Source organism: Paenibacillus sp. LC231, from assembly GCF_001860525.1.
Lineage (GTDB): Bacteria > Bacillota > Bacilli > Paenibacillales > Paenibacillaceae > Paenibacillus_AQ.
In genome coordinates this window covers 309,162-321,554 of sequence record NZ_JFOM01000044.1, presented here as the reverse complement: position 1 = coordinate 321,554, position 12,393 = coordinate 309,162, and the positions used below count along the sequence as shown (strand labels likewise).

The 12,393-nt window shown below is 48.3% G+C and carries 11 protein-coding genes; 2 read left to right on the top strand and 9 right to left on the bottom strand.

Annotated elements, in window-relative coordinates; translation table 11 throughout:
• Positions 1-11: 11 nt before the first annotated feature.
• Positions 12-866 (bottom strand): VOC family protein, encoded by an 855-nt coding sequence (locus AK95_RS25130; RefSeq protein WP_071222651.1) that lies wholly within the window; start codon positions 864-866, stop codon positions 12-14.
• Between the two features lie 220 nt (positions 867-1,086).
• Positions 1,087-1,530, bottom strand: a complete 444-nt coding sequence (locus AK95_RS25125; RefSeq protein WP_071222650.1) for an Rrf2 family transcriptional regulator — start codon at positions 1,528-1,530, stop codon at positions 1,087-1,089.
• 430 nt (positions 1,531-1,960) lie between these two features.
• Here AK95_RS25125 and AK95_RS25120 point away from each other — a divergent pair, with 430 nt between their 5' ends.
• Positions 1,961-2,845, top strand: coding sequence for an LCP family protein (locus AK95_RS25120; RefSeq protein ID WP_235613225.1), 885 nt, complete (start codon positions 1,961-1,963; stop codon positions 2,843-2,845).
• A gap of 134 nt (positions 2,846-2,979) precedes the next feature.
• On the opposite strand, the gene AK95_RS34605 is transcribed toward AK95_RS25120, so the two are convergent.
• The 5 genes from AK95_RS34605 to AK95_RS25095 form a co-directional block, all read right to left on the bottom strand.
• The gene (locus tag AK95_RS34605) at positions 2,980-3,144 is read right to left on the bottom strand and encodes a hypothetical protein (protein WP_164817510.1); all 165 of its coding nucleotides are present in this window, start codon (positions 3,142-3,144) and stop codon (positions 2,980-2,982) included.
• A gap of 116 nt (positions 3,145-3,260) precedes the next feature.
• Positions 3,261-4,181, bottom strand: coding sequence for an AEC family transporter (locus AK95_RS25115; protein ID WP_071222649.1), 921 nt, complete (start codon positions 4,179-4,181; stop codon positions 3,261-3,263).
• Between the two features lie 1,305 nt (positions 4,182-5,486).
• Entirely contained in the window at positions 5,487-8,690 is a 3,204-nt protein-coding gene (locus AK95_RS25105) for a hybrid sensor histidine kinase/response regulator (RefSeq protein ID WP_083397727.1), read from the bottom strand.
• Positions 8,691-8,802: 112 nt separating this feature from the next.
• On the bottom strand, positions 8,803-9,294 hold the full coding sequence (locus AK95_RS25100) for a hypothetical protein (RefSeq protein ID WP_071222647.1): 492 nt from the start codon (positions 9,292-9,294) through the stop codon (positions 8,803-8,805).
• A 167-nt stretch (positions 9,295-9,461) separates the two neighbouring features.
• A complete protein-coding gene (locus AK95_RS25095) occupies positions 9,462-10,619 on the bottom strand; it encodes a response regulator (protein ID WP_071222646.1) in 1,158 nt (385 codons plus the stop codon).
• 186 nt (positions 10,620-10,805) lie between these two features.
• Between AK95_RS25095 and AK95_RS25090 the strand changes: the two genes are divergently transcribed.
• Positions 10,806-11,150 carry a hypothetical protein gene (locus AK95_RS25090; protein WP_071222645.1) on the top strand — a complete coding sequence of 115 codons (345 nt, stop codon included), beginning with the start codon at positions 10,806-10,808 and terminating at the stop codon, positions 11,148-11,150.
• A gap of 58 nt (positions 11,151-11,208) precedes the next feature.
• On the opposite strand, the gene AK95_RS25085 is transcribed toward AK95_RS25090, so the two are convergent.
• Both AK95_RS25085 and AK95_RS25080 read right to left on the bottom strand, forming a co-directional pair.
• A complete protein-coding gene (locus tag AK95_RS25085; RefSeq protein WP_235613224.1) occupies positions 11,209-11,685 on the bottom strand; it encodes a GNAT family N-acetyltransferase in 477 nt (158 codons plus the stop codon).
• A 126-nt stretch (positions 11,686-11,811) separates the two neighbouring features.
• Complete coding sequence (locus AK95_RS25080) at positions 11,812-12,312, bottom strand: GNAT family N-acetyltransferase (RefSeq protein WP_071222644.1); 501 nt, start codon at positions 12,310-12,312, stop codon at positions 11,812-11,814.
• Between the last annotated feature and the right edge of the window lie 81 nt (positions 12,313-12,393).

The window sequence follows — 12,393 nt, the reverse complement described above, 5'->3', positions numbered from 1 at the left end:
CTTAAATTATATTAAGCAACAACCAACCGAATCCAGATATCCAAAGGATCTTGAACGGCCCAGACGCCATCGCGCTGCTCCAGGCGCAGTCCCGCCTCACGGATACGGCCGGTTACCGCTTCAAGCTCCTCATAGCTCGGAAGCTCAATCGTATAATCTTCCATCCCCGCAGCGCTCCGTGGTGTGTTCGGAACACCGTATCCTGCCCAAACATTGAGCCCGATATGGTGATGGTATCCTCCCGCAGAAATAAACAACGCAGCGCCGCCGTAATGGGCTGTCAGCTCAAACCCAAGAACATCGCAATAAAATACGCGGGCATCATGCAGGTTGGACACGTGGAAATGCACATGCCCGATAACCGTCTCTTCAGGGAGTCCATACCATTCCTTGTCCTTGGAGAGAGCCAGCAGTCCTTCTACATCGACAGGGTCGGTAGTCATCACATACTCCCCATTGGCATCACGCTTCCAGGTATCCCTTGGTCGGTCGGCATAAATCTCGATGCCGTTTCCGTCCGGATCATTAATGTACAATGCTTCGCTGACCAAATGATCGCCTTGACCGACAGGAATGTTATGCGCAATCAGATTGGCAAGCACAAGCCCGAGCGATTCCCGATTCGGAACCAGGATCGCAAAATGGTACAGACCTGCCGTCCGGGTCTGCGGTCTCACCAGATCTTGAATTTCCTCTATAATCAGCAGCGGCTGTTTGCCGTCTGCCGTCAATTCGGCAACACGGCCATGCTGGCGAAGCATTTTCAACCCGACGACTTCTGTATAAAAGCGAACAGATTGTGCCAGATTACTGATCCGCAGAGAGACGGGGCCAAGCTTTGTGGATGGATGTATAATGGCTGTCATATTCTCACTCCTTGAATGTTGTGGTTAGTTCGTTCCATATATTCAGGTCAACGTCAGGTTCAACTTGTAATCAAATCAGTTACACCTTGCTTGTAATCATTATAGTTACAGGACATCCTTGTTGTCAAACCCAGTAATTTACAAGTACATCGAAGAGTCGCCAACAGTTAACCAAAAGAAAACGCCCATCCTACATAAGGATTGAGCGTATGATTTTGGCTTATTCACTTGATGTTCCATTCGCAGAGGCATCAATTTTCCGGACAATCTCTTCCAGATTCACCTCATGCAGCGTGTTCTCCATGGCCTTCTGGGCCGCTGAAAAAACCGGGACAATTGCCGTTTGAATATGTTTGCCAACAGGACATTTTGTGTCCGAATTCTCATGAATGCCAAACAAGGAATCCTCCTGCACGACATGAACGGCATGATAAATATCCAGAAGCGTAATCTCGGACGGTTGCTTTGCCAGCTTCGCTCCCGCTACGCCAGGTTTAACCTCCACCAGGCCCGCTTTGCTCAGCATGCCTACGATACGCCGGATAACCACAGGATTCGTGTTCACACTCTCCGCGATATAATCTGAGGTGCTGACGCCAGCCTTATTCATCTCCAGCACGGAGAGAATATGAATGGCCACTGCAAATCGGCTGCTTATGTTCATGTGACCCCTCCTGACGGACCAAATCTTCAGATGACTATCATATCATGTAACCATCATAGTTACATTAACCCTTAAAGTCAACGGTGAAGCCCCTTAATCCAAAACCAGGCATTTGATATACAAATTTCAAAATAATTATGGGATATAATGTAATTCTATGTTGATTTTCCCGAGCATTTCACTATAATTATCACAACACGTATTGGTAAAATCAACCTATTCAAACATAATCCAGGCATCCCTGCATGATCCGAAACATTCAAGGAGGAAATCCATGGATCCCAGCCAACATCGAAATGAAACGTATACTATCAGACGTCCTCGAAAACCTAAAAGCCGTATCAAGCTCAAGAAATGGATAGGAATATCCTTATCGATACTAATTCTCTTAGGCGGACTAGGCTATATTTTCAGAAAAGAATTATCCTGGATGGCGTTTCATGTTTTTTTCGCGAAAGATATCAAACATACACTGGACAAGTCCTACAAACCTGTTGGTCCTTCTGATTCGCCCGAGCCTGCTTCGGAGGCAACGAAACCATTCTCGGTTTTGCTTCTGGGCGTTGATCAACGCGAGGACGAGCCTGCCCGTTCCGACACCATCATCTACTCTGTCATCCGACCTGACCTTAATAAAATATTGCTCGTCTCCATTCCCAGGGATACCTACACCGAAGTCATCGGCAGGGGAGTCACCTCCCGAATCAACTCAGCTTACGCCCACGGCGGCGCGAAAATGGCCATGGATACGGTTGAGCATCTGTTTCAGCACCCTGTCGATTATTATGCAGCGATCAATTTCTACGGATTAAAGGATATCGTCAATGCATTGGATGGGATTAAACTCCCCATCGATAAAGTCATCGAGAACAAGAGCGCCCGTCATATCAAATTGCGGATCGAGCCGAACAAGCCGATTTACGATGGCACAGATGCATTAAATTATGTCAGGTACCGGGAAGACTCGGATTTCAACCGCACCATGCGCCAGCGCATATTCCTCAGTTCCTTAATGGATCGGGTATTTGAATTGAAAAATATAACCAAAATCCCGGAGCTAATACGTATCGGAGGCAGCAATCTCACGATGGACTTAAACTCCGATTTCATTCTCAAGCTGGCCGAAAACCTATTTTTTAATGACTCCCCACCGACATTTGAGAATTACATGCTAAAGGGAAAAGATCTAGTGATCCGCGGTGATTACTTCTATGATCCGGACGATTCGGACATCCGGTATATTCAAGAACTGCTTGCCGACTGGTCTGATGAAGAGACCAAGCTGGAAGATTTGATGATCCCAGCTGCAAAATAAAGCTGATCGTTCGAGGTTGGGTGAATCGCCTGACTAGGGTACAGCTTGTTTTGAAAAAAGCCGATCCATGATAAAAAACCTCTCTTTCGCGTACCACGAAAGGGAGGCTTTTTAACGAATACCATCTGCTCCTTCTAGAACATCGGAAATACGTATTTGATAAGGAAATACAAAAATCCAAAGAAGATAATCAGATAAGCCACATACTTAATTAACGTAGATGCTACCCTGCTGGAGTCATTCCGCTCCTCGATATTGCGGGTCTCGATCTCCACGTCTCGGTCACGCTGCCTGCTCATAGTCTCCACCTCCATCCGATTCTTTAGTTGCAGATGTTGGTTATTTCTTGACGCTTACTACTCTTTACACACACGTCTGGAGATTGAACCAAGCTTCAGGTCAGGAGATGGCAAGCCTAGAGAAAGCCGATCATGGCAGGCAGAACGATAAAGGAAGCCAGCGTGGTCCACAGTATGCACCTGGATACCAGCTTGGGCGCGGCATCGTATTGTTCAGCAAGGATTACCGCGTTCACGGCTGCTGGCATCGCCGACAAAATCAGGATGACCGCAAACAAGGTTCCCTCAATGGATAAAATCGCGAGCAATCCCCAAGCCACCAATGGGCCCACCAGCATTCGCATCGCCATGCCCGACCAGAATCCGCGCTTGGAGACGGCAGAAGCTCCGCCATCCCGAACCCCGACCATCTGGGCTCCCAAGATGACAAGAGCGAGCGGCGCATAAGCCGCGGACAGCATGGAAACGCCGGTATTCAACCCTTCCGGAAGCTGAAAGTCCGTCAACCGGAAGAGTACGGCGAGTCCCGCCGCGTAAACCGAGGGGAGCGTAAACACCGATTTGATCGCCTTTGCGGCGGAAAAATGAGATCTCGCTGCCAGATACACCCCTAATGTATTCATAATGATAATCTGCACAATGACATAAACAGAAGCTTTATCCAGCCCCGCTTGCCCGAAGGCAAGCAGAACGAGGGGAAGGCCGTAATTCACGCTGTTGGTAAAAATAGTGGTCAAGGCGAGCCCCGATTTCTCTGTCTGGGACAAGCCCAGCATTTTACCGGCTAAGGCACTCAACACCCATAGCGCGATCACATTCAACAAACAAAACGCAACCGTTACCGTGACCTCATTCGAGGTAATCGAAGCCTTCTCCAGCGTTTCGAAGATCAGAGCCGGGCTCAGCACATATAAAGACAGGGCCGACAGACCCTTGGTTTCAATGCCCTTGAATCGCTTGAGCAGTGCTCCGCCGATGACGGGCAGCGATATGGGTAGGAATACGCCATAAATCGTAGCTAAGAAAGAAGAGATCATGAGGTCCACCTTTATGCAAAGTAAAAATTCTTGGTCCGCCGCTGTTGTCTTTTCAACTAACGTATCCCGTTGATTGAGCCATAAATCATCGATTACTGCACTTTGGAAAACTGGCTATCCTATGACGGATTAATAATCGCCAGAACCTGATGATCCACCCACTTACCGTTGATCTTTGCGTTGCTTCGAGAGATGGCTTCATTGTATAAGGTCGACAGCCATCCAAGTTTGCCCCGGACCACGCACCGTGCGCACAGGGGGCAAGGCGCTTGGTACGTGTGCACAGGGGACAGCGTGCTCGGTACGTGCACACAGGCGCCGCCGCGCTCGGTGTGTGCACACAGGGGACAGCGCTCGGTGCGTGCACACAGGCGCCTCCACGCTCGGTGCGTGCACACAGGCGCCGCCGCGCTCGGTGCGTGCGCACAGGGGACAGCGCTCGGTGCGGGGACGCCGCGAACGGTGTACAGACATAAGACCTGCTCCGTGCGGACCGTGATTCCGCTATTTGCAAACAAAGGTACTAAAATTAAGCTTAAGCGGACACTTGTTCCGCTATTGCCGGCATATCACAGCAAAAAACAGGAAAAAGCCGAGAATAACGGATTCTGTGTCCGCAAAGCCTTAAATTTGGCACTGTTGTTGGCAAATAGCGGACCTCCTGTCCGCATCTCTCCGTGCATATTGCACATCATCAGCGCATATTGCACATCGTCAGTGCATATTGCACATCGTCAGTGCATATCGCACATCATCAGTGCATATTGCACATTATCAGCACAGGGGGCGCCGCGAACGGTGTACAGTAGTCATAAGACCTGCTCCGTGTTGACCATGATTCCGCTATTTGCAAACAAAGGTACTAAAATTAAGCTTAAGCGGACCCTTGTTCCGCTATTGCCGGCATATCACAGCAAAAAACAGGAAAAAGCCGAGAATAACGGATTCTGTGTCCGCAAAGCCTTAAATTTGGCACTGTTGTTGGCAAATAGCGGACCTCCTGTCCGCATCTCTCCGTGCATATTGCACATCGATTGTCCGATGTTTATATTATTGAATCGGCATTGCCATTTCCCCCTCTTTCGGGAAAATGGCGAGATTTATGGGTAACAAAGCGCGGCGGTTGATCCGGATTCAAGACCGGGAATTCGGTTACGTAAGTTTTATTATTTACCATCAACTAACTTCGTCTCCGTATTTTCCCTAAGAACAATGTACCTGGATCATTCTCTCTACATCCTAACCCATACCTCAAGCATTCGTCCAAGATTCAAAGACTATAGGTTTAATAGGCTTAGGCTCTCATTATGCCATCTTCCTGATGACAAACGACACGGTGGTTCCTCTGCCCCTTGTGCTGTCAATCATGAGTCCTTGCCCATAGACTTGCTTCAAACGCCGATCCGTGTTCATAAGGCCGACTCCCTTGCCGGTACGCTGCCCGCTCCCCAGCATCAAGCGGAGCTTCTCGGGATCCATCCCGGCACCATCATCCGCAATAATGACTTTGGCGGATTCAGCTTCACTTACGATGCGAATCGTTACGGTCCCTCCCTGGGTTCGAGCCAATACCCCGTGAACGACAGCATTCTCCACAATCGTCTGCATGGTCAAAGGGGGAAGCTTCCACTGCTGAACAGCGACTTCCTCGGAAATATGCCAACGGACACGCAGGCGTTCCCCAAACCGCTCTCCTTCGATATACAGATATGAGCGAACCAAGCCAAGCTCCTGCTCCAGCGGGATAAAACGCTCCAAGTTGCTGATATCATAGCTGGCTCTCAGATAGTGGCTGAATTCTCCAATCAGCGCAACCATCCGGGAAGGGTCAATCTCACTAAGAGACGCAATCGAATTTAAAGTATTGTGCAGAAAATGCGGCTGAATTTGAGCCTGGAGCCAAGCCGCCTCCATATGCAGCCTTTCATTAATGGAGCGCTTCAGCTCCAGCAGTGCGCGTACCCTTGTTTTTAATTCCAGATGATCCACCGGTTTTATCAAATAATCGTTAGCTCCGGAAATGAAGCCCATATGAATATCTTCAGGCCGATTTCTTGCAGTCAGCAGCAGAATTGGAAGCTCCGATATCATATACCTCTGCCGAATCGTCCTGGACAATTCATATCCTGACATCTGGGGCATCATCACATCAGATATGATGAGATCCCATTCTCCCTGCTCTAATAATTGGAGGGCTTCGTCAGCCCGGGTAACGGTCACGATCTGATACCCTTCGTTTTCAAGCAAATGACGGATAACTTTTAGGTTAACCGGATCGTCATCTACGATGAGCAGCCTGCCATCGGTTTGACGAGAACGCTTCTTAGCCTCGGATTCGGCATCATCCTGTTCGTGCTTATCTGACATGTTAGATAGCCTCTCCTTCTCTTTCTCTGAATTTGAAGCCAAGGAGCCGGCAACAAACTCCTGTTTATCCGTATTCTCCTGCCTCATCATATCGTCCACTTTCAGCGTAAACGTAAAGGAACTTCCCAGCCCCGGAGCGGATGACACGGAGAGTTCCCCGCCATGCAGCTCAACCAGCTGCTTGCAAATGCTAAGTCCAAGCCCCAAGCCGCCTCCCGCTGCGGCAAAGCTGGAGTCTCCCTGCTCGTAGGGGAGGAATATCCGCCTTATTGTCTCTTCGTCCATCCCCATCCCCGTATCAAGAACGTGGACGCAGGCCCTTCCATTAACAACATCGGCAGTCACCGCGATTCGGCCTGACTCCGTATATTTGATTGCATTGTGAATCAGATTGAATATAATCTGAACCAACCGGCTTTCATCTGCCCATACCTTGGGAAAGTCATCCTCGATCTCGCATACGAGCTCGATTCGTTTGCCCTCCGCCATCGGACGGAGCATATCCAGCACGCCTTGGGCAGCCGAACCGAGATGGGTGCTCTGTACATTCAGCCGGATCCGCTTGTCCTTCAATAACGAAACATCCAGCAAGTCATCCAACAGCAGCGACATCCGCTTACCAATGCCGGTAATCAGCTCCAGGTGATTGCGATCCTCTTGCTGAAGTGTACTCCCTTTACGTTCCAGCAGCGTTTGCGCCATATTAATCATGCCATTCAACGGATTTCGCAGCTCATGGGACGTATTTGCCAGAAATTCATCCTTCTTCTTGTCTGCCCGCTGCAGTTCCTCTGCCTGTTCCCTCAGCACCACAGTGTTTCGGGCAAACCGGATAAACCAGAAGGAAGCAAATCCGAGAAACGCAACGATCAAGTCAATCGGGTAATAAGGCAGTTCCTTAAAATATCGAAACCTTAAAATTCCGCTTAAGATAATGTTGCAGGAAACCGCAACCGCCGACAGCAAGATAAATATGGCCGCTTCCGTCCGCTCGCTGACCGCCTTCCTGGCCATCGAAGGCAGGAACAGCACGGAGCTTATTAGCACCAATGATAAATAAGTAGAGAGATGCACCATCAGATGAAACGGAAGCAGCAAATAAGCGACGGCATACGAAACCACAAAGATCGTATAGGCCCGGTATAATCCTTCTTTGATTCTCGGCCGGAGTAAATGCTTGGTGCACAGAATCAAACATAAGGATATAGCCACATAAGCAACAACCTTAAGCTTCACTGACCATTCGAAACGGATAGCAGGCTGCCAAACGAGCAGGAGCTTATCGTCGTCAACCAGCGTAGCCAGCAGCGTAAACAGTATAAGGGCCGCAAAATATAAGAGGCCTTTGCTCCGATAGCCGATCAGATACAAAATTAAGACATACATGACATGAAGAAATAACACTACGCAGACCAGCAGCTGCATGTTCTCCGAGAAAGCTTTTCCTTTCATCACCGCTTCTGCAGTCCCGAATTTGATTGGCAGCCTAATCCCGCCTGAATCGGCATATTGGTAATTGCTCACTTCCAGGATGATATCCAGCTCGTCTCCGGCAGCCGGGGGGATGAGTTCGATATGGGGAACGATTCTTGCCACATGGGTCTTTGGCGTATCGGAGGGATGTCCGGATTCGTACAATAACTCGCCATTGACATACAAACGATAGGCTGTACGGATATCGGTGATCCAGAGGCCGTAAGTTACGTTACGTTCCGGTACGAGCAGCTTGAGACGATAAGTGCCGAAGCCTATTTGGTTCCCGTTCTCGTTTACGCCGTCCCATGGACCGGGAACCTGTATCCAGCGCGGATCGGCGGCAGGCTGCCGCTCCCCTTGAGACCATTTATCGGGGCCCAACCATTGATTCGGATAAAAGGCCCACTCCCCGTTCAGCGCGACCGTATTGCGGTCATCCGCCCGCCAATCCCGAAGATCCAGCACTCCTTGCTGAAACGGAACTTCCTCAGGGATCATGATGATTTTAAAATAAGCCAACCGCACGGAGAGTAAAATGACAATAAACAGAAAAGTAATCCCCAACAGCCTTCTGCCGGAGATCGGTTTCGGTTTCGGTTTCGATTTCGAGTTTGAGTTCGAGCTCGAGTTGGAATAGGTCGACAATAATAACAGTCCTTTTAACATATTGTAAAAAATCAACACCCCTACACAACTGTCCATTATTTTACATCGTTACGGAGCTGTTGTCTGTTCCTTTTCCATAAAGTCCAATAAATAAGCGGGCCGGGTCAGGCCGCTATACAAACGACAATGTCTTGCCCGGACGCTGCAGCGGCTGGTACGGACATAATTCCGCAGCGGATACATACTTCACCGTATAGTAAGAGTAGAATCTTTTTCTCCCGGATGCTTCATAGATCCACGAAAAAAAGTCGAAAATCGAATCATCCACCCATTTTCCGTTGTACTCGATCAACGACCGCAAATAAGGAATTTGGAGTTTCACTCCTCCGTCCCACATAAAGATAAATGTGTTAACCTCGGCATTTTTTTGCAATAAAAAATGAACGGTACGCTCATCCAGCAAGTACTTTTCCTGACCACACAGAAATACCGGACCCTCATCCGTAGCAACGATGCCAATCCGCTTGCCGTTGAAGTGAGCATAGAAGCCTCTGCAATGCTGGAGGTCCTTCTCCGCATCAAGCTCGAACTCCCGGAACGTTCCAAGCTCCAATCCCATGGCCTTATGCAGCGAAGATTCCTTAAATTTCCGAATGAATTTCATAACCGAATCATGTACCTCCCGATTGTTATGGTTCACTCCACAGTATAGGAGACCGTCCTCTACAATTTCTGAACAACACCGGGAGGACCACAGATTTGGGCAGCAATATACAAAAAATCACCGGTCGAACGACCGGTGACTTCGAAAGCGCGCTTTGGCTATCTCATCTATTTCATATTGGTGACTTGGATTCCATTGCTCCATTCGTCGTACCATTTCACAATGTAAGGACTTGGCTCCTCGCCCATCTCATCTTCTAACACCTGACACAGAAGACTGAATTGACGGTGCACCTGGGCCGGATTATCCTGCAAAGCATATATTTTCATCAATGAAAAATAAGCCTTCTCCTCCAGGGGATGCTGCCTCTGGATCGAGAAGTAGCATAATATGGCTTCATCGATGCGTTCCTGATCCACATACCATTCCGCCATGGACAAAGAAACGCTAAGCCACAGCTCCTTCAGCCTTTGACGCTCTCCTTCTGCCCACCAGTAGTCATGTTCCTGCAGGTAGTCCCCGGTGTACAACTTCATCATTTCAATATGTCCCTCAATCGATTCGGCCGACACGGAGGGATTGGACATGAACCAATTCTCCCACTCCTCAATGTCCAGCTGCACGCCTTCGATATTCAGCACATAGCCTTCCGTCGTGTTGGTGATTTGGAATCGGGTATCATAAGGCTCCAATGTTTTTCGGATATGATAAATGGCCGTGTACAGCTGGGGATAGGCTTTATCCATATCAAACTCCGGCCATAACATATCGATCAATGCCGACTTTCGTACAAGCTGTCCTCTATGCTGAAGCAAATAAATGAAGATTTCCTGAGCACGAGTTGTCCGCCAATGAAGCAGAGCAAATTGCCCCTGCTCGTTCGGCTGCTCGATCATAACCTGGCGGAACATCGTCATCCGAATGTTGCGATTGGACTCCATGACCTCTTCCGGCCTGGACGCAATGCGGCTTCGCAAACGCTCCATCGTTTTGGCGACTCGATCAATCTGGACAGGTTTAACAATATAGTCTACGGCATTCAATTCAAAGGCAGTGACTGCATATTCGTGATACCCCGTCACAAATACAATACAGAGATGAGGCTTCTGCTCAAGCAGCTGCTCTGCCAGCTCAATGCCGTTTAATTCCGGCAAGCTGATATCCAAAAACACGATATCGACGTCCCTTGCAAGAATTTCTTTTCGTCCTTCAAAGGGATTCGTATATGTACCGATTACATCTATAGACATGGTATCCAGTTTTAACAGCTGACGTTCTAAATACTTCAAGGCCAACGGTTCGTCATCTACGAGAATTACCTTCATTCATATTACTCCTTGGATTGGAAAAATACGGTCACATTTAACTATATTGATTCCTTCGCATTGTTGCAACAAGCGAAAGCAATGTTTATAACAATATACTCGTTATTTTTTCTCTTGAAAAACTCATAATTCCAAGTATAATACTTGGTATAAAGTGATTAGAAGTTTGCTAAGGGGGCTTTCAACTTGGATCAATGCGATAAAGAACCGACATCTCTGACCCTCGATGATTATCTGGATCTTCTCAATTTGGCTATCCGCTTGGAAGATCGGAAGTGGCAAGCAGACATTGTTCGTACACTTCGTCATATGTTGGAACCGCAGGGCAAGAAGCAAGCGAAGTCGGAGGAATGCACGGAACAAGAACTGTGGCAATGCTTGAACCAAATCAATGACCGGATGTTTGCCCTTTACAATGAACTGAAAGCAACGGATGATAAAGATATGCAGCGGAGGCTGCTGGACCAAATGTGGGAACTTAAAATTGCCCGGGTTGAGGTTTTCCGTAAAATACGCTCGATATATCAATAGCAAACAAAGACGATAACCCCTTCTGGAGTATCGTCTTTGTTTGCTATCTGACCCTTCGTTATGATAAATCCAAATAATAATTAGCAAATTCTTCATCCAGCACATACCCTGCGGATTCATACAAATGCTGAGCTGTCACGTTATGAAGCTGCGTAGACAGGGTCAGCCCCATGGCTCCGGTCTGAAGGGCGTGCGCTTTGGCTTGATGCAGCAGTTTCCTTCCGATACCAAGCCCGCGATATTCGGAGTCCACGAATAGATCATTCAAGATCCACAACCTGGACATCGATAGCGATGAGAAGGATGGATATAACTGGAGAAAGCCAGCCGTAAACAGGTTTTCTCCTCTATTGCAATCCGCTAAATACATAACGGAATCGCCCAGGTTCAGCCTCTCCCTTATATATTCCTCGGCCCCGTTCAAATCATCTTCCCGCATATAGAATTGCCGATACTGATTAAACAGAGCGGCTGCCTTGCTCAAATCCTTCTGTTCCGCTTGATATATATGAATCTCTGCTTTCAAATCACGCACATCCTTTACATCCGACGTTACCTCAAGTGTACTGGATGACGGTCAGGGTTTGGAATGCATAAAATCACGAACGGTTTGCACGCAACTTCATCTTCAAGCATCCAGGATGGTGTCATGATTTCCGGATTAAACTGCACGGCCTACAATGACCAAATCCCGCTTAATGCCATCAAGCTCCGCAACCCCGGGGAGAAGCCCCCATTGATCAAAGCCAAACTTCATCAACAGCTTAAGGCTCGGTTCATTATGGCCGAATACAAATCCGACCAGATTACTGACGCGAAGGCGCGGGCACTCCTCAATGGCCTTCTGAATTAATATGCTTCCGGCACCGATGCCGCGATATTTTTCGTTTACGTATATGCTGATCTCAGCTGTGCCGTTATAGGCCGGACGGCCATAAAAGGATTGAAAGCTCATCCATGCAACCATTCCGTCATCGGACCGCATGACCCACAGCGGGCGAAAATCGTTGCTGTGCTCTTCGAACCAGCGTATACGGCTCTCCACCGTGACCGGTTCCAGATCGGCGGTTACTTTTCTGCCTGAGATCGTCGAATTGTAAATGTCCACAATGGCCGGCAAATCCTCTTTGACGGCATAATCGATACGGTATTGTTGCGTCACGATGTCCTACCTCCGAATAGATGCGTAGTCTTTTTGTACGAGATCTATTGTACAAGAGGCAGCGGAAAAACGCTTCTGTTT

Bases quoted from the DNA above. Each gene is read 5' to 3' on its own strand.
- AK95_RS25120 (WP_235613225.1), top strand. From the start codon at position 1,961: ATGGCGTTTCATGTTTTTTTCGCGAAAGATATCAAACATACACTGGAC.
- AK95_RS25105 (WP_083397727.1), bottom strand. From the start codon at position 8,690: ATGTTAAAAGGACTGTTATTATTGTCGACCTATTCCAACTCGAGCTCG.
- AK95_RS25115 (WP_071222649.1), bottom strand. From the start codon at position 4,181: ATGATCTCTTCTTTCTTAGCTACGATTTATGGCGTATTCCTACCCATA.
- AK95_RS25125 (WP_071222650.1), bottom strand. From the start codon at position 1,530: ATGAACATAAGCAGCCGATTTGCAGTGGCCATTCATATTCTCTCCGTG.
- AK95_RS34605 (WP_164817510.1), bottom strand. From the start codon at position 3,144: ATGAGCAGGCAGCGTGACCGAGACGTGGAGATCGAGACCCGCAATATC.
- AK95_RS25095 (WP_071222646.1), bottom strand. From the start codon at position 10,619: ATGAAGGTAATTCTCGTAGATGACGAACCGTTGGCCTTGAAGTATTTA.
- AK95_RS25130 (WP_071222651.1), bottom strand. From the start codon at position 866: ATGACAGCCATTATACATCCATCCACAAAGCTTGGCCCCGTCTCTCTG.
- AK95_RS25100 (WP_071222647.1), bottom strand. From the start codon at position 9,294: ATGAAATTCATTCGGAAATTTAAGGAATCTTCGCTGCATAAGGCCATG.